Here is a 19,579-nt window from a genome sequence, read left to right as displayed (position 1 = left end):
AAGTTAGGTCACCGGTGTCAGAAATTGCAGGCCGTCGGGGGCGTCCTCAATCAGAACGCGGTGCAGGTCGATCACAAAATCGGCCAGCTCCATGCTCTGCTGAAAAAAGCTCTGGGTGGTGCACCAGACGTTCCCGCTCTGCACGGCCCGGAAGTCGGCCAGCAGGGCACATTTTGCCACCAGCTCGTCGATGGTGGCGACCATGCCTTCAATGGTGCTGTTGTAGATGAGAACATCGGCGTCTTTTGCCCCGGCGTAGAAATCCTCCAGCGGGAGGTTCATGGTGGAAAGGTTATTGCCGCTGTCGGTCAGGTCGGAGAACACATAATCGGCCCCGGCCATCCCGATCATCTGGGCCACATAGTCGCCGCCCTTGCGGACGTTGGCGAGGTTGTTGGCCGTGATGGAGAAGAACGCACAGGTCTTGCCGGTGGGGGCCTGTTCCAGAAGCGGCTGGATGCGCTCCACCTGCTTTTGGAACACCTGCTCGGCGAGGGTCTCCCGGCCCAGCAGGATGCCCCAGAACTTGATCCACTCCATCCGGGCCAGCGGGCTGCTCTCGTAGCTGGAGCGCTCCACCACCACCGGGATGCCGAACCGTTCCAGCTGCTCCTTGACCTCCGGTGTGTGGAGGATCATTGTGTTCTCAATGGCAAGGCCGCAGTTGGAAGCGAGAATCTGCTCATAGTCCGGGGCGCTGTACTTGCCCGCGTAGGCGATGCGCCCGGCCTCCATGGCGGCGCTGGCTTCGTCGAGATGCCAGCCGGCGGCCTGGGTGCCGGAGAGGGTGATGCAGTCCAGCGCGTCCAGATGGAGGAACAGGTCCATCACCGAGGTGGAGACGAGATAGATATTCTGCACCGGCTGGCGCAGGGCCGTGACCCCGGCGGGCAGGCCGTCCACCTCGGCGGCGTCTTCCGGCAGGACGAGGAACTGTTCCCCAGACCCGGTCAGGGTCAGCAGGGTAGAACCGCCTTCGTAGCAGTCGGCGGTGAACTGCCGGGCGTAGTCCAGCGGATAGGCGTGGTCGAACACCAGCGCTTCCGTGTTGGCCGGGGCCGTCTGCTTTGCCGCACAGCCCGCCAGCAGAAGCGCAGAGGCGGGGAGCGCTTTTAAGAATTGTTGTCTGGTCAGTTTCATGGTATCAGCCTTGCACCTTCGAAGGCACGCGGGCGGCAGCTACCCCACAAAGGGGGGAGCCGTTACGCCAGCGTGAACGTCAGGGTGTATTCGATCTCGTGGGGGGTGCTCATGGCCACGGTGTCGGCCGTGACGGAGAGAGGCGTGCCCAGCGCGGCAACGGGGATCACGAAGGTGGAGTTGCCCTCGGTGTTGGTGGGCAGATACTTCTCGCCGTCCACGATCATGTAGTCGTAGTTGGGGCTGCTCCAGACGATGGTAGCGGTCATCTTGCCGTCGGCCACGGTCAGCGCGGCGGGGCTGTCCACCGTGGCGCGGCCGGAACCGCCTTCCAGCACGACCTGGACGTTGTATTCGCCGTCGGCGGGCGTCTCAGCAGCTGCTTCCGCCTTGGGCTCCGCATTGCGGATGCTGACGGTGTGGTCGTACCACTTGCCTTTGGTGCCCAGAAGAGCCAGCTGGAAGTCCTCGTCCACGGCGGCGACGGGGATATCGTAGCCGTAGACCTCTTCGGAGGTGCCGTCGGAGTAGGTGACGGTGTCGGTGGTGGGCAGCAGCCAGTCGGCTTTGTTGGCGTCGGCGTCTGCGGCCATGCCGACATACAGGTTGACGATCTTCTTGGAAGCGAGGCTGACGTGGAAGGTCATCTTGCCGTTTTCGACCGTCAGAGTGCCCTTGCCGTCGCAGGCTTCGTTCGCGTGGAACATGCCGCTGTCGGTGTCGAAATCCGCGGTATAGACGCCGTCCGGCAGAGCGGCGGCAGCGGTCTCGGATGCAGCGGCAGAGGAGGCCACGGACGAAGCGGCCTCCGAGCCTGCGGCAGAGCTTGCAGTGGAAGAGGCCGCCCCGCAGCCGGTCAGGGCAGCAGCCAGCAGCAGGGAAGCGACGGACAGGGAAAGAAATTGTTTGCAGTGCATAGATCAAAATACCTCGCGATCAGATTTGAGCGGGCAGAGAACTGCCCATGGGGGGAGGGTGCCTCCTCATGCGGGGGCATCCTCCATAAAAAATGCCCGAAAAGATCACTCCCTTCGGGCATTGGGGCACACGATATCAGCCGTTCAGGGACTCGATCGCAGCCTTGGTGTGTGCGATGTAGAGCTGCTGGATGTCGGAGATCTCGCCCAGACCGGCGATCTGGGTGTCCACTTCCTCGAATGCACCGGAAGCCTTGAACTGGCTCAGCCAGGAGTCATCATCCGCACCGGCCATATCGTTGTTGGCATGGTCACCGGCAACGACCATCAGCGGGCGCAGAACGACCTTGGTGTAACCGGCAGCCTTGACGGCCTCGATGACGTTCTCGCAGGCGGTCTCCTCCGGCTCGCCCTCGACAGTGCCGATGAAGACATTGTCATAGCCGAGGGTCTGCATGGTGGTCTGCATCTGGCTGTAGCTGATCTTTGCGGTGTGCGAGGTGCCGTGGCCCATGAAGACGAATGCGGTCTTCTCGGCAGCGGCGGCATCCAGGCTGTCGAAACCGGCATCCTTCACGGCAGCAGCGGTGATGGCTTTGGCGACGGCTTCCTTGTCGGAGTTGATGACGGCGGCGTCTGCGCCGACCTCACCCAGCAGGGGCTCGGCCACCGCGACGGACTCGAACTTGTCGCGGTAGCTGTCGATCATCTCCATCATCTCGTCGTACTCGGCACCGTGCATCAGGTGGGTGGGCTGGACGACCAGATTCTTCACGCCGTTGGCCACAGCGCGGTCCATGGCCTGCTGCATGTTGTCGATCTTCTCACCGTCGCGGGCCTGGACATGGTTGATGATGATCTGAGCGGTGAAGGCGCGGCGGACAGACCAGTCCGGATAGGCCGCCTGCAGAGCATCCTCGATGCCCTTGATGTCGGCGGCGCGGCTGGCGTTGAAGGAGGTGCCGAAGCTGACGACCAGCAGCTCGTTCTCGCCGATGTCGTCCGCGTTGCGGGGGTCATCCTGGGAGGCATCGCCGGTGTCGCGGCCAAAGTAGTCGGGGTCGGCCTCTTCGCCTTCCACCAGCTCCTTCTGGGCGTCGGTCAGGGCGTCCCAGGCAGCCTTGGCGGCAGCGCACTGGGCGTCCGTGTCATCGGTGCGCTCCTGCACGTAGATGGCGTCGATCAGGTCTGCGACATTCTGTGCGGCCAATTCATCGGCCTCCTCGCTTGAAACTTCGCTGCTGGCAGCGGCAGAGCCTGCCGTGCTGGAGGCAGCGGTGGAACTTGCGGCCCCGCCGCAGCCGGTCAGAACACCGGCGCAGAGTGCCAGGGCGGTCAGGGCGGCCGCCGTCTTGTGGAGGGTGCGTTTTCTCATGTGTGAGCTTCCTTTCCTGTTTGAAACATTGCGGCGCTGAACAGAAAGGCACAGGAAAGAGGACCCGAACAACGAAAAAAGGGCCTTTTTGCTTGCGGGACGGCAAAACAAAAAGACCCCTTACAGTGGTTCGGGCTTTTTGGTACAACCAATTCCTCGTGATCTGGGGCAGATGCCCCCGTACCAACAGCGGGCAGGTTTCCTGACTGAAAGTTCGACGCCTGCTGCCGCCTTCCCAGACCGGACGGTTCAGTGGCCGGTGCCCAAAGCACCCGGACAGTAGACTCCCTTATCACAGTGACGAGATCGTGCGGGATCTGCACCCGCTTCCCTTTTAACGTTCCTGCCGCTGCCCGGAGGCATAGGCGGAACGCACCTGCTGTTTTCTATTCAGTTCGAGGAAAAGTATAGCACACACCGGGGGAAAAGGCAAGAAAAAAGAAACCCGGCAAACAGAGCCGGGCCGACAAAAACGCCCCCGGAGCGCGGCGGGCGCATTCCGGGGGGCTGGGGGTCATGATTGGTTCCCGTTGGCTTGCAGGCGTCGGCAGGCGTCCTCTTTCACAAGCTCGATGACCACCGCCGTCAGCGGGATGAAGAAGATGATGCCGAGGATGCCGAAGAGGTTGCCGCCGATCATGGCGGCGATCAGGGTGTAGAGCGGCGAAAGCCCGACGGATTTGCCCACGACACGGGGGTAGATGAACTGGTTCTCGATGAACTGCACCGCGAGGTAAACGATGAGGCAGCGCACCGCCAGCATCGGGTCCACCAGCAGCACAAGGACCACGCTGACCACGCAGGAGATGAGGGCACCCACATAGGGGATGATGGCACAGATGGCGGTCAGCATCCCCACCAGACTGCCGTAGGGGAGCTGGAAAACGGAGAAGGCAAAGGCCATGAGAACGCCGAGGATCACCGCCTCGCTGCACTGGCCGGTCAGGAAATTGGCGAAGGACTGCCGGAACAGCCGGCAGAACCGGAGCAGCCCGGCGGCGTGGCGGGGCTTCAGATACGCGCACACCAGCGTATGGGCCTGTCGGCCAAGGCTCTCCGTCCCAAGCGACAGATAGACGGAGATGATGAGGGCGAAGGAGGCCGTCACGATGACGTTCACCGTGGCGGATACGGCACCTACCGCATTGACCAGCACCTTGTCGATGCTGTCGGCGGCTTTGTGGAGCAGCTGCTCCCAGTTGATGCCCTCCAGCCAGTGCATCAGCCAGCCCATGTCGGCGTCCTGTGCGCTGAGGTAGGCGGTCCAGCGGGGGATGTTCGACTCGATCTGCAGATAAAGGCTGTGGAACGATTTGACCAGTTCCGGCACCAGCAGGGTCAGCGCAAGCACCAGCACCAGCACGATGCCGACCAGCGTGATGAAAAAGCTGAGGAGACGAAGGGTCTTGTCCGGCGGCTGCTTTCCGGCCTTGCGGAACAGCTGCTTCAGCCGCTTTTCCAGCCCGGTCATGGGCACGTTGATGAAAAGTGCCAGGATGCCGCCCGCCAGTATGGGCAGCGCCAGATCCACAAGACGTGCCGCAAAGGCGAGCACATCCGAAAACCGCAGCAGTGCAACAAAAAGTGTTACCCCCACAACGGTGACGAGCAGAGAGCGTTTGGTGTTCGAATCCATGATGAAGTTCCTTTCCCGGAATGTACGGCCGCAAGATGTAAAGGGGCCGCCGCAGAGCCTTTGTTGTATTGTACCAGATGCGCCGGGCTTGTCAAGACGGCGGAAAAGGGGAGTGCGCATCTTATAAGATCTTGCGCAGCTCCTGCACCAGGTCGCCGACGATGATCGGCTTGGACAAAAAGCCGTTCATGCCGCTTGCCAGCGCGTTGCGGCGGTCTTCGTCAAAGGCGTTGGCCGTCATGGCGAGGATGGGGATCCCGGCCAGCGCCGGGTCCTCCAAAGCGCGGATCTGCCGGGTGGCGGTGTAGCCGTCCATGACCGGCATCTGCACATCCATCAGCACCAGATCGTAGCGGCCCGGTGCGCTGGTGCGGACTTTTTCCACCGCCACCGCGCCGTTTTCGGCCGTATCGACCTGGAAGCCGTACTCGCGCAGAATTTCCAGCGCGATCTCGCGGTTCAGCTCGTTGTCCTCCACCAGCAGGATGGTGCGGCCCTTGAAGTTTTCCTGTTTTTCGGGCAGAAGCTCCTGCGCGGCATCCGTTCGTTTCTGGCCGAGGGCGCTCATCAGGGTCTCGCGCAGGTCGGAGAGGAACATGGGCTTGGAGCAGAACGCCGTCACACCGGCGGCCTTTGCCTCCACCTCGATGTCAGACCAGTCGTAGGCGGTCAGGATGATGATGGGGGTGTCGTCGTTCAGGCTGCGGATCTGGCGGGTGACTTCGATGCCGTTCATATCCGGCAGACGCCAGTCGATGATATAGGCATGGTAGGCATCGCTCATCTCAATGGACTGCCGTGCGCGCAGCACGGCCTCCTTGCCGGAGAGGGTCCACTCCGAGCGCATCCCCACCTTGACCAGCATCTTGGTCACGCTGTCGCAGGTGTTGAAATCGTCGTCCACCACCAGCGCCTTCAGGCCTTCCAGCTCGGTGATCTTTTCCACCGGGCGGTGTTCCGCCTGTGCGCGCAGCGGCACACGGATGATGAACTCGGTGCCCTTGCCCTGCTCTGTCTGCACCTCAATGGTGCCGCCCATCATATCCACGATGTTTTTGGTGATGGCCATGCCAAGGCCGGTGCCCTGGATCTTGCTGACCGTGGAGGTGCGCTCCCGCTCAAAGGGTTCAAAGATCTTTTGGGCAAACTCCGGGCTCATGCCGATGCCGTTGTCCTTGATGCGGAACTCATACTGCCCGCAGCCGTGCATCGGGCCCGCAAGCTGCCGCACCCGCACCGAGACCATGCCGCCCGCCGGGGTGAACTTGATGGCGTTGGACAGCAGGTTCAGCAGCACCTGGTTCAGCCGGGTCTTGTCACAGTAGACGTCCTCGTCGGTCACATCCATGGCGTCCATATACAGATCCAGCTGCTTTGCGTGGATCTGCCCGCTGACGATGGTCTTCAGGTCGTGCAGCACATCCGAGAGGTTGACCTCGGTCTCTTCCAGATGGATCTTTCCGCTTTCGATGCGGCTCATATCCAGCACATCGTTGATGAGGGAGAGCAGGTGGTTGCTGGAAGCGAGGGTCTTGGTGAGGTAATCCTTCACCCGCTCCTTGTCGTCGATGTTGCTGACCGCCAGTGTGGTGAAGCCGATGATGGCATTCATGGGGGTGCGGATATCATGGGACATATTGGAAAGGAAGGTGCTCTTGGCACGGTTGGCGGTCTCGGCGGCCGCAACGGCCTCCGAGAGGGCCTGATTCGCCTGTTTGTCGGCGGTGCGGTCTGACAGCACCAGGATGTACTTCGTTCGGCCCTCTACCTCGCTGCCCATGGCGATGTTATGGAACCAGCGGCGCTCCTTGGTCTCCAGATGTTCGTACTCGAAGTCCCATTCGCGCTGTTCCCCGCTGCGAAGCCCTTCCAGGAAGTTTTTGCCGTGCGACGGGGAGTCTTTCGGGTACAGCTCTGCCAGAACATGGACATCCTGGCGGACTTCTTTCCACGGGATGCCCAGCAGGCGCTCGATGTTCGGGCTGACGTAATCCACCTTGGAGGTCTCTGCGTCCAGCATCAGGAACACGTCGTCCACGTTCAGCGAGAGCTTCTGGAACAGCTCGTCACGGTACAGGATCTCGGTATTTTTCTGGTGCAGGGTGGTGCGGTTCCGGCGCAGGATGAGCAGGATGATGGCGGCGGCAAGACCGGCGGCGATGCCCGTTACGATCTGCGCCGTGCGGAACCACAGCTTGTCCAGATTGGCATTGACGATGTTGACCGGCACAAGCCCCAGCATCGTCCAGCTCTGCACCGCCGTGCCCTCGTAGACCAGATAATAACGGGTGTCGCCCAGCGTTACCTTCCGGTTTCCGCTGCGGCCCTGCGCAAAATCATCCGAAAGCGTAAGGATCTCCTCCTCGGAAAGGTCGGAATAGTCGCGCAGCATCGCAATGAAGTTGTAGATCGTTTTCTTGCGGTTTACGGAATTGTCGATGACGACCCGTCCATCCGAGTAGATCACATAGTTGCTGGCGTTGCCCTGAAACGCAGAGCTGTCCAGCAGCTTCAGCACCGCATCATTATAATAAGAGATGGCAACGGCATCGTAGGCAAAGCCCCGGTAGCTGCCCTGTGTTTCGGGGCAGATGAACACAAGCATCTGTGCCTTGCCGGGCAGTGCTGTGTTCATCACGATATCCTCGCCATCGGCGAGCCTTTCGTCCAGATTGGTCTGCAAGCCAAGGTAGCCTGTTTCCCCGTTCACGGTCATGTAGTTTCCGTCATAGGAAAGAAAGTAGAAGCCGACAAATCCGATGTCCTGCTGCGCTTTCTCGATATACGCCTGAATGGCGTCCGCGTCCGAGGTGCTTTCCAGAAAGCAGTTGTACAGGTGCAGATAGCTCACGTTCTTGCGCACCATCTCTTTCAGCATATTGTTGGATTTGTGCAGCACTTCTTCCAGATGCGAGGTGCTTTCCTGATAGATGGTCTGCGACACGAACGAGAGATACTGAATGCTGAATCTGGCTGCCAGCAAGACCAGAAGAAGGATGGCAGCAGCAGAGAGCAATTTTTGCCGGAAATGGCCGTTTCGGTTGGGTTCGTGCTTTTCGTCTGGCATTCTGTTCACCTCAGTGTCATGTAGTGTTCCGGCTCTGCAAGCACCACGCCGCCGCCGGAGAGAGCCTCGCGCCATGTATATTTTACCCATGTATCTTCGCCCGCAGACGTGCCGCATTCGTCCGCAAGCAGCGCTGCCATCTGGCTGGCCGTGGCCAGGCAGGTCACGGTCACGGTGTCGTCATCCCGCAGCGGCTGGCCGTTCCGGGTGATGCCGGTCAGGGTATAGCTGCCGCCTGCCTCTTTTACCTCCACGGCAATGCCGCTGACCACCGGCAGAGAACCACGGTTGAAGGGCACAAAGCCGCCCTCGCAGCCTTCCACAAAGGCACGGACGGTCTCCTTCAGCTCTGCGCCGGTCATGGTGCGCTGGCGGGACATCAGACCGTTGGGCATGATCATGGAAGCCGCCATCTTTTCGGTATAGTCAGCCTGCAGCACGCTGCCGGTAAAGCTGTTTGCAGTGGCAAGCAGCACATCGGTGCCGTAAACGCCGCGCAGGGTGTTTGCCATGACGGAGAAGGAGGCGATGCCGCCGTTTGCGTGGAACACGTTGGAATAGCGTTTCTCAGAGGTCAGCACGACCTCGTCCGCAGCAGGCTCCTCGTCCGCAAGAAGCTGGGCATTGAACGCCTGATACGCCTGTTTTGCCGTATACTCGCCCGCGATCATTTTAGAGACCACATCCTGGGAGATGGCAAAGAAATCGTTGGAGGCGATGCGGATGTACAGGTGGTTCTCTTCCACCACAGAGCGGACGTTCTTCATGGTATCGGTCAGGCGCAGGGGGACGTCCTGGCTGTAGCTCAGAATGTCCTGCCCTTCCGAGACGATCCGGTTCTGTGCCTCCTCGGAGAGCATGACGTCCAGCACCTTCATGGCTTTTTCGCGGCGGGCCGTGTCCTGCTCCAGGTCACGGTTCAGCGCCACCTGGAAATAGGGAGTGGTCATGATCCACTGTTCGCCGTTCTGGCTGAAGAAGGGTAGGAAGGTGGTGTCGATGCCCTCATCCTGGAACATCTTCACGCCGGCAGAGCTGCCAAAGTACATGGCGACCTCCCTGTTCCGGAACAGGTCCATCACGTCATCGTAAGTCTGCGCAAGGTCGTCTGCCGTAAGGTGGGTATCCTGGATGAACTGTGCCATCCGCTCGAAGGCACCCGGCCAGATGGCATCGTCCAGCCCGACCCGCGTGGTGTTGGCGGGGTCGCTGTAAGCGGTGCGCCACTTGCGCCCGTCCACCGTGGTCAGCTCGGCAGCAGAAAGCCCCTGCAGCGTTTCCATGCAGGTGTAATCGTAGGCGTAATCGGCGGTAAAGCCGCGGATACCCACCTTCTCAAATGCCTGACAGGCCGAAACGAAGCTCGCGTAATCGGTGGGCAGCGGGATGTCGTACTGCGCAAACAGGCTGCGGTTGACCACGAAGCCGTGGGCGTCGGCGCACACCGGCAGCCAGTTCACGCTGCCGTCCTCATTTTTGAAGCTGTTGAGGTAGGTGTTGTAGACGGCACCCGCCTCGTTGGTGGTGGAAAGATCCATCAGGCTGTCCTTCAGGGGCGCTGCATCGTGCAGTGAGAAGCGGCAGCAGGTGATGATATCCGGCAGACCGCCGTTCTGCTGCAAAAATTTGTAAAAATCCAGATCGTTGTTGCCGACGATGAACTCAATGTTCACGTCCGGCAGCTGGGCCTGGATGTAGGGGGCGTAGGTGTCGTACAGGGCGGCAGTCCACAGATACACCTGAATGGTCTCGGCGTCTTCCTGTGCTTCCACCGGCTCGGTGTCCGCTGCGCCGCAGCCGGTCAGCAGACAGACTGCCATCACCAGGGCGGTCAGCAGGGCAAACAGGCTGCGCAGTGTGTTCTTCTTCATTCTTTATGTTCCTCTTCCTCACGGCCCGCTGCCAGCCGCCGCAGTGCAGCGGGCTGACCCGGACCTCTTGTATGATGATACAGCCCACCCCACGGGAATGATGCCGCCCCCTGCGTGCGGCTTGCCCGGCACTCTGGCAAAAAGCCGTTCGAGAGCCGGAAAAAAGGCGCAGCACGATCGAGATATAAGACCATTCTACCACCCCGACAACGGCATTGCAAGGAATCTGAACGTGTTTTTGGGAGAAAGCGATGAAAAATGGAGCCCTTTGCGGAAGTTGCCGGACTTTTGTTGCAATCTGCCCGAAAAATGGGGGAGCGCGGGGCACCGGAAGAATGTTTACCCGATTGAAAAAATAGCTTGAACGGGTGACGGGACAGCGGTATACTATAATTGTTATTGTATGCCCTCTGGCGAGGCTGGAACGTACGGCAGATTCAAATATATGCGAGGATAAAAATGAAGTTCAACAACCGACTTACGGATGAGATCTATACATCCGATACGGAAAAATTGGGAGAGAACGTGCTTCAGGCGATGCAGAACACGATCCATCAGAATGGCGGCATCGGGACCGTGACCGGGTACTATGATGCGGGTCTGCCGATCCTGTCGGTCAGCGAACTGCTGCTGCATAACCTGAACCACAGCTATGCGTCCCTGATGGAGCAGACGAAGGGTTCGCTGAAGAACCTGTTTTATGGGGAAAACGTCAGCTTCCTCGAACCGGAGCGCTTTCGTCAGATCCGGGGCGCAGGGGAGGGCCAGATCCTCACAGCCGATGGAACACCGGCCTACGTGCGTCTTTATAAGGAAGATGCCGTGGACGCGGACGGCAGGCCGCTCTGGGTGCTGTCGGTGCAGGTGAATTGGGCGTATGAAGACCTTGCGCTGGTCAACGAGTCCATCCACTCGGCACCGTGGAACTTTGAATGCGATGAAAAGGGCAGGATCGTCCGTGCGAACTGGAGCCATGCCTTCCGGCAGATCCTGGGGTATCATGACGCTCTGGATTTCCCGAACCAGCTGGATGCGTGGTCGGAGCTTCTGCACCCGGAGGACAAAGACCGGGTGATGACGCTGCTTTTTGAAACGGCGGCCGACAAGACCAACACCACAAAGTTCAGCGTGGAGTACCGGCTGAGGCTGAAAAACGGCCAATACCAGTGGTTCCGGGTCTCGGCGGAAGTGATCCGCCGTCTGGATGGCACGGCCAGCCGCATCGCCGGCATCATCTGGAACATTGAGGAAGAAAAGCAAAGCCGGATGCAGGCGCAGCGGGCGGAAGCGTTCCACCGCGCCTTCACCAGCGCGAACCTCTGCGAATATTATGTGGATCTGGAACAGAACACCTTCGATACCTTCAAGGTGGAGGACTCCCTGATGACGGCCTTTGAGCAGAGCCAGACATGGGACGAGCTGGTCAAATTCTTTGTGGACAACTATGTGGTCGAACAGGACAAACAGAAGGTCACGGAGTTCTACGACCGCGCCTACATCACCGAAAAATTGAAGGGGCTTGAGACCGAGCTGTGCCAGGAATGCCGCATCTTCCTGAACGGCGAAAAGCGGTGGGTCCGCAACGTGGTCATGCGCGGCGAGATCGGGGACTCGAACTATGCGATGATCTTTTTGCGGGACATCACAGAGAGCAAAGCCGAGACGGCGCGGCGGATGCAGATGGCCTCGGCCAACGCATCCATGGAGCTGCTGATCCAGAGCATGGTGCGCCTGCTGGACCGCTTCGTCGTCTGCGATCTGGAAAATGACCGTTATCAGTTCTATAACCTGCAAGGTGAAAGGATCTATGCGCCGACCGGAACCTACCATGGTTTTGTGGAGCAGGTAGTTGCAAAGTATAAGACACTGGAATCGCTGGACGCATTGGATGCGCTCATCTCGCCGGAAAATATCCGCAGGAATTTGCAGGGCGAGAACGACATCTACAAATTTGAATACTGCGCACTGGACGAAAACACGTATAAGATCGCGTCTTTCATCCCGCTGGAATGGGACGGCACGAAGCTGGTCAAAGTTCTGCTGGCGTCGATGGATGTGTCGCAGGAGAAAAAGGCCGAGATCGAATCCCACAAGGCGCTGAAGGAAGCGTACCGCGCGGCCGAGAACGCAAGCCGCGCCAAGACGGATTTCCTCTCCAATATGTCCCACGACATCCGGACGCCGATGAACGCCATCGTGGGCCTGACGGCCATTGCGGGGGCCAACATCGAAAATCAGGACAAAGTCGTCGAATGCCTTGGCAAGATCACCAAGTCGAGCCGCCATCTGCTGGGCCTGATCAACGAAGTGCTGGACATGGCCCGGATCGAGAGCGGGCGGATGAGCCTTGCCGAGGAGGATTTCAGCCTGCCGGAGCTGGTCGATAACCTGCTCACCCTCACAAATCCGGCGATCGACGAGCACCACCATCAGCTCGAAGTCCACGTGGAGCACATCGAGCACGAGGCCGTCTGCGGCGACAGCCTGCGCATCCAGCAGGTCTTTGTGAACCTGATGAGCAACGCCATCAAGTACACCCCGGATGGAGGAAACATCACCTTCACGATCAAGGAAAAACCGAATGGTTTCTCGGAGCTGGGCTGCTATGAATTTTCCATCGCGGACAACGGCATCGGCATGACGCCGGAATTTCAGAAGGTCATGTTCGAGCCGTTCAGCCGGGCGGACGATCACCGGACGACCAAGGTGCAGGGCACCGGTCTGGGCATGGCCATCACCCGGAACATCGTCAACCTGATGAATGGCGACATTCAGGTCGAAAGCGCCCCCAACAAGGGCACGAAGATCACGGTCACGGTCTATCTGAAATTGCAGAAAGACGAGAAAGAGCAGGAAAAAGAGCTGTTCGATCTGCCGGTTCTGGTCGTGGACGACGACAAGACCAGCTGCGAAAGCACCGTCGAGACCCTGCGGGAGATCGGCATCGCAGGCGAATGGGTCCTGACCGGAAAGGAAGCTGTGGAGCGCTGCTATGCGCGTCATGAGACCAACAGTGACTATTTTGCGGTGATCCTGGACTGGAAGATGCCGGAGATGGACGGCATCGAAACGGCCAGAAGGATTCGGGAATGCGTCGGGCAAGACGTCACGATCATCATCCTGACCTCCTTCGAGTTCAGCGAGATCGAGGAAGAAGCCAGAGCGGCGGGCGTGGATGCGTTTATGGCAAAACCGCTGTTCCGCTCCCGCCTGACGGCGACCCTGCGGCAGTTCACCTCCGGCAAGAAAGAGAAAGACGCCCGGAATTATCTGGAAGACTTTGCAAAAACGGACTACACGGGCAAGCGGCTCCTGCTGGTGGAAGACAACGACCTGAACCGCGAGATCGCGACCGAGATCCTGGGCATGACAGGCGTGACGGTCGAAACGGCCGAAAACGGAAAGATCGCCGTCGAAAAGGTCGCGGCGGCCCCGGAAAACTGGTACAGACTCGTCCTGATGGACATCCAGATGCCGGTCATGAACGGCTACGAAGCAACGGCGGCGATCCGCTCCCTTCCCGGCAGCCGGGGCAAAGTGCCCATCATCGCCATGACGGCGAACGCCTTCGCCGAGGACGTGCAGCTGGCCAAGAACACCGGCATGAACGAACATATCGCCAAACCGCTGGACCTGAATAAGCTGAACGACGTGCTGAAACAGTGGCTGTAAGAGCCGCCGAAAAAGAACAATGGAAAAGGGCTGAACCGAACGACGCCATCTACCGCACCACCGAGGACATGCTGAAACAGTTCAGCAATCTGCCCAAAGAAAAGGCGTATCCACCCCACGCGGCACCTACCCGCCCAGCACCCCGGCGGTATGGTCGTCGTGCCCTCGGCGACCTGCCGGAGAGCAGCCAGGTGAGCTTCTTCTAAAAATGCTTGACACCATATGTGACACCATATATAATGGGAACAGGGGGATTCGGAATGTCAAAATGGGATAAGCTGCTTGCGCGCATCTGTGCCTTATCGAAGGACCTGCGGTTCGACGAACTGCGAAAAGTGCTGGAATGCTATGGCTACGAGATGACAGCCCCCAGAAGCGGGAGCAGCCACTACACCTTCCGGAAGGCAGGCTGTATGCCCATTACGATCCCAAAACATGAACCTATCAAGAAAGTTTACGTGGAAATGGTACGGCAGATCGTGGAGAGTGAGGCGAAGAACGATGAAGACGCTGAATGAGTATTTGAAGATGCCTTACCGAATGGAGTTGGTGGAGGACCCGGATGAGGGTGGATTTGTGGTCTCTTATCCGGACTTGCCGGGCTGCATTACCTGCGGCGAAACGGTCGAACGCGCGATCGCGAATGCACAGGACGCAAAAAAAACATGGCTGGAAGCAGCGCTGGAAGAGGGAATCGAGATCCATGAGCCGGATAGCCTGGAGGAATATTCCGGGCAGTTCAAACTGCGGCTTCCGCGCAGTCTGCATCGCTCGCTTGCCGAGCATTCGCAGCGGGAGGGAATCAGTATGAATCAATACTGCGTTTACCTCCTTGCGAAAAATGATGCGATGTACGTGAAATAGAGGTTCCAAGAACCGCAAAGCCCCCTGCATCCGGGATGGATGCAGGGGGCTTGTTCTGTGTCTTACAAGCGCAGGAGTGAAAATTACTCCACGCTGATCATATAATAATAAACGGGCTGACCGCCGCGGATGTGGCTGACCTCAACGTGGTTGGGGCACTTTGCCTTGACGATCTCGGTGACCTTTTCGGCATCCTCGTCGGAGACATCGCAGCCGGAGATGATGGTGACGAAGCTGGAGTCCTTCTTGCACATGCTGCGGGCCAGGCGGTAGGTGGCCTTGGTCAGGTCATTGGAGGTGGCCACGATCTTGCCGTTCTCCAGAGCCATGATCTCGCCCTTCCGGATGCGCTTGCCGTCGAACTCGCTGTCGCGGGCGGCGTAGGTGATGAGGCCGGTGGAGACCTTGTCGGCCGCAGCCATCATGTTGATGGTGTTGGTCTCAACATTGGCAGAGGGGTCAAAGTTCAGCAGTGCCGTGATGCCCATGGGCACGGTGCGGGTGGGCAGAACGACGACCTGACGGTCGGCCAGCTTCTGGGCCTGCTCGGCAGCCATGATGATGTTCTTGTTGTTGGGCAGAACGAAGACGGTCTTGGCCGGGACGCTCTGGATGGCGGCGAGGATGTCCTCGGTGGCGGGGTTCATGGTCTGACCGCCGGAGACGACAGCGTCGGCAGCCAAGTCGGTGAAGACGGCCTTCAGGCCCTCGCCCGCAGCAACTGCCACAAAGCCGTAATCACGGCTGGGATCCACAGCAGCGTAGATGAACTCGGAGGTCGGGTCGGGCTTCTTCTCAGCAGAAGCCTGCTTTTCCAGGCTCTTGCCCTGCTTCTGGCGGGCCAGGAACTGCTCGTGCATGTTCTCGATCTTGAAGTTGGTCAGGTAGCCATACTTGATGGCCTCGCTCAGGATCTTGCCGGGGTCGGCGGTATGGACGTGCAGGTTGATGACGTCATCGTCCTCGATGCAGACGACGCTGTCGCCGTTGGACTCTGCGAAAGCGCGCATCTTGGCAGCGCTGGCACCCTCGTTCTTGTTGATGAGGAACTGGGTGCAGTAGCCGTTCTTGATGTCCTCGACCTTCATCAGGTCATCGGTGAAGACGCCGCGGCCGGCGTTCTCGGTGGAGAGCTTGGCCTTGTTGGGGACAGCCTCGCCGCCTGCGACGATGGGCTCACCGTGGAAGACCTTGCCCATGCCCTCGAAGATGACCATGATGCCCTGGCCGCCGGCATCCACGACGCCGGCCTTCTTCAGGACGGGCAGCAGGTTGGGGGTGTCCTCCAGTGCCTTCTGACCGGCGGCGAGCACCACGTCCCACAGAGCGGGGACTTCGCTGGCACCGCAGGCAGCTGCTTCTTCGGAGGCCACGCGGGCAACGGTCAGGATGGTGCCCTCGGTGGGCTTCATGACAGCCTTGTAAGCGCCCTCGACGCCCTTCTTCAGAGCCTCAACGAGGTCGTCTGCACCGGCTTCCTTCTTGCCTTCCAGCGCCTTGGAGAAGCCGCGGAACAGCAGGCTGGTGATGACGCCGGAGTTGCCGCGCGCACCGCGCAGCATGGCGGAGGCAGCGGTCTTGGCGGCCTCGCCGACGGTGCAGCTGTCGTCCAGAGCTTCCAGCTCACGGACGGCTGCGCCCACGGTCATGCCCATGTTGGTGCCGGTGTCGCCGTCCGGGACGGGGAAGACATTCAGCTCGTCCACGCGGGAGCGCTGGTTGTTGATGTTGTTTGCGCCGGAAATAATCGCGTCGCGCAGGATCTTACCAGAAATCATTTGATTTTTCTCCTTATTCTCTTGTCCGATCAGGCGATCACGTCGTCCACGGAGACGATCACGCGGGCGACCTTGAGGCCGGTGGCCTGTTCCACCTCGTCCTTGACGCGGTGCGAGATGCTGCGCGCAGCGGTCGAAATGTTGAGCCCATAGCTGACGGCGATGTGCAGCTCGATCACGAGACGGCCCTCTTCCTGGGTGACGCGGACGCCCTTTGCAGAAAAATCAGCGCCGTGCACCATGCTCCGCACCTTGTCGGTCAGATCGCGGGGGGTCATTGCGGCCACACCGTAGCATTGTTTGGTTGCTTCGCCCACGAGCGTCGAAAAATACTCGGCGGAGAAGCTGACATCTCCCAGCGGGAAACGGGAAGTGATCATAGTCGCTCTGCTCCTTTTATCAGATTATTTGGTTTGGCCCGGCGAACCGGGAAAGGAATCTTACACGCTTATTATACCTCTTTACCGGCCCGGTGTACAGCGGAAAATTGCAACTCCTGTGCCGGACATGCCCCATTGCACCCGATTTCGAGCGCCGCAGTGGGTATCCTGAGAACAGGGCCGCAGTGCCAGAGGGCCCGGTGGGCAGTTCCTTTCTGCTTAGTATAGCACAAAATGCGCCAGAGTGCATGGCTTTTCCGCATGTTTTGAAAAAGAGCGAAAAATGACTGTGAATAAAATCTAAAAAGTATGATTATTCCCTTTAACTCGCTGTGAAAAAGTGCTAAAATCAAATCAGAGAGATGGGGCGCTGCGCCCACAACGGCAGAATTTGTTTTTCGATAGGAGAGCTGATGATGAACATTTTGTTTTTCCTTTCCCCCAAGCAGGACCTGATGTATGTCTACGATGACTTCACCCTGCGGCAGACCTTGGAAAAATGGGAGAACAACCGCTACGCATCCATTCCGGTGCTCAACCGCAAAGGCGAATATGTGGGCACCCTGACCGAGGGGGATATCCTCTGGGGGCTGAAAAAATATCATGGCCTGGACCTGGAAGCCGCCGAGGACGTGCCCATTTCCAGCTTTGCCCACAAGCGGGATTACAAAGCCGTGACCGTGAGCACCAGCATGGACCAGCTCATCGAAGCGGCCATGAACCAGAACTTTGTGCCGGTGGTGGACGACCGGGGCATGTTCATCGGCATCGTCCGGCGGCAGGCCATCATCCGGTATTGCTACGATAAGGCCCGCGCTGAGCAGCCCGCCGCAAAACCGGCCCGGCGGCGGGAAATGGCGTCAGCTGCGGCAAACTGAATCGTTTGTAAAATCCATGTAAAATCTGCGAAAAGAACTGTGCCAAAACCCGGCGAACCGCGCAAAAATGTATCAAAAACGCAAAAAACATGTAAAATAAGGCTTGTTGAAACAGGCCGCTCGATGCTATAATAAAAAGGACGGCGTTCAGGCAGAAAGAGCCCGGCGGCCGTCCTTTGTCTGTTCAAAAGAAAAAGGAAGAACATTTTTAGGAGTATCGAGATGGATATCACACACATCACCTCTCTGTTGGGCGGTATTGCGCTGTTCCTGTACGGCATGTCGATCATGGGCGCCGGCCTGGAGAAGCTGGCGGGCGGCAAGATGCAGGGCGTATTGCAAAAGCTGACCTCTTCCACCATCAAGGGCGTCATTTTCGGCACCCTTATCACCGGCGTCATCCAGTCGTCGGCGGGCACGGTCGTCATCTGTGTCGGCCTTGTCAACTCCGGGATCATGACCCTCACGCAGTCGGTAGGCGTGATCATGGGTGCGAATATTGGTACGACTGTCACCGGCCAGCTCATCCGCATGGCGGATATCTCCGGCGACAGCCTGTGGCTGACCCTGATGCAGCCCAAGACCTTCGCACCGGTGGTCGCGTTTATTGGCTGCATTTTTTATGTGTTCCTGCGCAACGCCAAGAAAAAGAACATCGGCCAGATCATGCTGGGCTTCGGCATCCTGTTCACCGGCATGAACCTGATGGATACCGGCGTTTCGCCCCTGCGGGAGAGCGCGGCGTTCCAAGACCTGTTCGTCAGCATGACCAACCCCATCCTCGGCGTTCTCGTGGGCGTGGTGGTCACGGTCATCATCCAGTCGTCCTCGGCATCGGTCGGTATTTTGCAGGCACTGTCCAGCACCGGCCTTGTCACCTTCGGTTCGGCCATCCCCATCATCCTGGGTGCCCACATCGGCACGGCATTCACCCCGCTGCTGACCATCGGCGGCTCCTCCAAGGATGGCAAGCGCACCGCGCTGATCCACCTTTATTTTAATATCATCGGCAGCGTGGTGCTGATGGCGGCTATCTATGCGGTGCGCTACACCATCGGCATCCCTGTCTGGGGCGATGTGATGAACAAGAGCTCCATCGCAAACATCCACACCATGTCCAGCGTGGCGGCGATGCTCCTCTTCCTGCCGTTCAGCAGTGTGCTGTCGAAGCTGGCTGTCCTCACCGTGCCCGACAGCGCCGAGGAAGCGCAGGAGCTCAGTATGCCTGTGCTGGACGAGCGCCTGTTCAAGAGCCCGGCCGTTGCCCTGCAGCAGGCCAAGAACGCGGTGGTCAAGATGTCCCGCCGTGCTGCCCGCAACGTGAACCTGTCGGCTCCGCTGCTGCTCAAGATGGACGAAGATGTCGTGAGCGCGGTGAACGTCCGGGAGAACCTCATCGACCGGATGGAGGTCGAGATCTCCAACTACCTCATCAAGATGACCGACCAGGAGCTGGGCGACGACGAGAGCCATGCCGTGACCGAGCTGCTGAACTTCGTCACCGAGTACGAGCGCATCGGCGACTATGCCGTCAACATCATGGAAAAATCCGAGGAGCTTTATGAGAAGGAAGCGTCCTTCAGCGACCACGCAAAGGAGGAGCTCAAGCTCCTCACCGGCGCGATGGAGCGCGTACTGGACCTGACGAACGACGCCTTTGAGAACAATGACGTCGCATTGGCCCGCCAGGTGGAGCCGCTGGAAGAGGTCATCGACATCATGGTCGAAAAGCTGCGCGACCAGCACATCAAGCGCCTGAAGAACGGCATCTGCTCCATCGACACCGGCGTCGTCTTCCTGGATGTGCTGAACAATGTGGAGCGCATTTCCGACCACTGCTCCAACATCGCGGCCCGTCTGATCGGCATGAACCAGGGCGACGACTACGACTCCCACACCCTGAAGAGCCTGATGCACCACAACCCCACCAAGGAATACTCGCTCCATTACGAACAGTGCTGCAAGGACTACCTTGTGCCGCTGGAAGCCATGGAAGCGTAA

The 19,579-nt window shown here is 59.2% G+C and carries 15 protein-coding genes and 1 riboswitch; of the genes, 7 read left to right on the top strand and 8 right to left on the bottom strand.

Annotated features, from left to right (window positions below; all coding sequences use genetic code 11):
- Positions 1-3: 3 nt before the first annotated feature.
- The 6 genes from I5P96_RS09390 to I5P96_RS09365 all read right to left on the bottom strand — a co-directional run bounded on the left by I5P96_RS09390 (position 4) and on the right by I5P96_RS09365 (position 10,006).
- Positions 4-1,140, bottom strand: coding sequence for an ABC transporter substrate-binding protein (locus I5P96_RS09390; RefSeq protein WP_223381793.1), 1,137 nt, complete (start codon positions 1,138-1,140; stop codon positions 4-6).
- A 62-nt stretch (positions 1,141-1,202) separates the two neighbouring features.
- A complete protein-coding gene (locus tag I5P96_RS09385) occupies positions 1,203-2,057 on the bottom strand; it encodes an iron transporter (protein WP_223381792.1) in 855 nt (284 codons plus the stop codon).
- Between the two features lie 136 nt (positions 2,058-2,193).
- A complete protein-coding gene (locus I5P96_RS09380) occupies positions 2,194-3,432 on the bottom strand; it encodes a sirohydrochlorin cobaltochelatase (protein ID WP_223381791.1) in 1,239 nt (412 codons plus the stop codon).
- 174 nt (positions 3,433-3,606) lie between these two features.
- Positions 3,607-3,827, bottom strand: a riboswitch (cobalamin riboswitch).
- 119 nt (positions 3,828-3,946) lie between these two features.
- Complete coding sequence (locus I5P96_RS09375; protein WP_223381790.1) at positions 3,947-5,068, bottom strand: AI-2E family transporter; 1,122 nt, start codon at positions 5,066-5,068, stop codon at positions 3,947-3,949.
- Between the two features lie 121 nt (positions 5,069-5,189).
- Positions 5,190-8,135, bottom strand: a complete 2,946-nt coding sequence (locus tag I5P96_RS09370) for a response regulator (protein WP_223381789.1) — start codon at positions 8,133-8,135, stop codon at positions 5,190-5,192.
- A 5-nt stretch (positions 8,136-8,140) separates the two neighbouring features.
- Positions 8,141-10,006 (bottom strand): ABC transporter substrate-binding protein, encoded by a 1,866-nt coding sequence (locus I5P96_RS09365; protein ID WP_223381788.1) that lies wholly within the window; start codon positions 10,004-10,006, stop codon positions 8,141-8,143.
- On the opposite strand from I5P96_RS09365, the gene I5P96_RS09360 reads away from it, so the two are divergent.
- The 5 genes from I5P96_RS09360 to I5P96_RS09340 all read left to right on the top strand — a co-directional run bounded on the left by I5P96_RS09360 (position 9,993) and on the right by I5P96_RS09340 (position 14,542).
- A complete protein-coding gene (locus I5P96_RS09360) occupies positions 9,993-10,370 on the top strand; it encodes a hypothetical protein (RefSeq protein ID WP_223381786.1) in 378 nt (125 codons plus the stop codon). The genes I5P96_RS09365 and I5P96_RS09360 overlap by 14 nt on opposite strands.
- A gap of 95 nt (positions 10,371-10,465) precedes the next feature.
- The gene (locus tag I5P96_RS09355) at positions 10,466-13,678 is read left to right on the top strand and encodes a response regulator (protein WP_411703229.1); all 3,213 of its coding nucleotides are present in this window, start codon (positions 10,466-10,468) and stop codon (positions 13,676-13,678) included.
- Complete coding sequence (locus I5P96_RS09350; RefSeq protein ID WP_223381785.1) at positions 13,669-13,884, top strand: hypothetical protein; 216 nt, start codon at positions 13,669-13,671, stop codon at positions 13,882-13,884. Before I5P96_RS09355 ends, I5P96_RS09350 begins: the two co-directional genes overlap by 10 nt.
- A 54-nt stretch (positions 13,885-13,938) precedes the next feature.
- Entirely contained in the window at positions 13,939-14,196 is a 258-nt protein-coding gene (locus tag I5P96_RS09345; RefSeq protein WP_223381784.1) for a toxin HicA, read from the top strand.
- Entirely contained in the window at positions 14,180-14,542 is a 363-nt protein-coding gene (locus I5P96_RS09340) for a type II toxin-antitoxin system HicB family antitoxin (RefSeq protein ID WP_223381782.1), read from the top strand. The genes I5P96_RS09345 and I5P96_RS09340 overlap by 17 nt, the downstream gene beginning before the upstream one ends.
- Positions 14,543-14,625: 83 nt before the next feature.
- Here the strand turns inward: I5P96_RS09340 and I5P96_RS09335 are convergent, their stop codons facing one another.
- A complete protein-coding gene (locus I5P96_RS09335) occupies positions 14,626-16,320 on the bottom strand; it encodes a DAK2 domain-containing protein (RefSeq protein ID WP_118551924.1) in 1,695 nt (564 codons plus the stop codon).
- A gap of 29 nt (positions 16,321-16,349) precedes the next feature.
- On the bottom strand, positions 16,350-16,700 hold the full coding sequence (locus tag I5P96_RS09330) for an Asp23/Gls24 family envelope stress response protein (RefSeq protein WP_055187762.1): 351 nt from the start codon (positions 16,698-16,700) through the stop codon (positions 16,350-16,352).
- 416 nt (positions 16,701-17,116) lie between these two features.
- Here I5P96_RS09330 and I5P96_RS09325 point away from each other — a divergent pair, with 416 nt between their 5' ends.
- Positions 17,117-17,578, top strand: coding sequence for a CBS domain-containing protein (locus I5P96_RS09325; protein ID WP_223383748.1), 462 nt, complete (start codon positions 17,117-17,119; stop codon positions 17,576-17,578).
- Positions 17,579-17,800: 222 nt separating this feature from the next.
- Positions 17,801-19,579, top strand: coding sequence for a Na/Pi cotransporter family protein (locus I5P96_RS09320; RefSeq protein WP_223381780.1), 1,779 nt, complete (start codon positions 17,801-17,803; stop codon positions 19,577-19,579).

The organism is Faecalibacterium prausnitzii, from assembly GCF_019967995.1.
GTDB lineage: Bacteria > Bacillota > Clostridia > Oscillospirales > Ruminococcaceae > Faecalibacterium > Faecalibacterium prausnitzii_E.
This window is presented reverse-complemented; position numbering and strand designations above follow the sequence as displayed.

What these genes read in the sequence shown, in the direction of transcription:
- I5P96_RS09390 (WP_223381793.1), bottom strand. Translation starts at nt 1,140, where the DNA reads ATGAAACTGACCAGACAACAATTCTTAAAAGCGCTCCCCGCCTCTGCG.
- I5P96_RS09385 (WP_223381792.1), bottom strand. Translation starts at nt 2,057, where the DNA reads ATGCACTGCAAACAATTTCTTTCCCTGTCCGTCGCTTCCCTGCTGCTG.
- I5P96_RS09380 (WP_223381791.1), bottom strand. Translation starts at nt 3,432, where the DNA reads ATGAGAAAACGCACCCTCCACAAGACGGCGGCCGCCCTGACCGCCCTG.
- I5P96_RS09375 (WP_223381790.1), bottom strand. Translation starts at nt 5,068, where the DNA reads ATGGATTCGAACACCAAACGCTCTCTGCTCGTCACCGTTGTGGGGGTA.
- I5P96_RS09370 (WP_223381789.1), bottom strand. Translation starts at nt 8,135, where the DNA reads ATGCCAGACGAAAAGCACGAACCCAACCGAAACGGCCATTTCCGGCAA.
- I5P96_RS09365 (WP_223381788.1), bottom strand. Translation starts at nt 10,006, where the DNA reads ATGAAGAAGAACACACTGCGCAGCCTGTTTGCCCTGCTGACCGCCCTG.
- I5P96_RS09355 (WP_411703229.1), top strand. Translation starts at nt 10,466, where the DNA reads ATGAAGTTCAACAACCGACTTACGGATGAGATCTATACATCCGATACG.
- I5P96_RS09345 (WP_223381784.1), top strand. Translation starts at nt 13,939, where the DNA reads ATGTCAAAATGGGATAAGCTGCTTGCGCGCATCTGTGCCTTATCGAAG.
- I5P96_RS09340 (WP_223381782.1), top strand. Translation starts at nt 14,180, where the DNA reads ATGAAGACGCTGAATGAGTATTTGAAGATGCCTTACCGAATGGAGTTG.
- I5P96_RS09335 (WP_118551924.1), bottom strand. Translation starts at nt 16,320, where the DNA reads ATGATTTCTGGTAAGATCCTGCGCGACGCGATTATTTCCGGCGCAAAC.
- I5P96_RS09330 (WP_055187762.1), bottom strand. Translation starts at nt 16,700, where the DNA reads ATGATCACTTCCCGTTTCCCGCTGGGAGATGTCAGCTTCTCCGCCGAG.
- I5P96_RS09325 (WP_223383748.1), top strand. Translation starts at nt 17,117, where the DNA reads ATGAACATTTTGTTTTTCCTTTCCCCCAAGCAGGACCTGATGTATGTC.
- I5P96_RS09320 (WP_223381780.1), top strand. Translation starts at nt 17,801, where the DNA reads ATGGATATCACACACATCACCTCTCTGTTGGGCGGTATTGCGCTGTTC.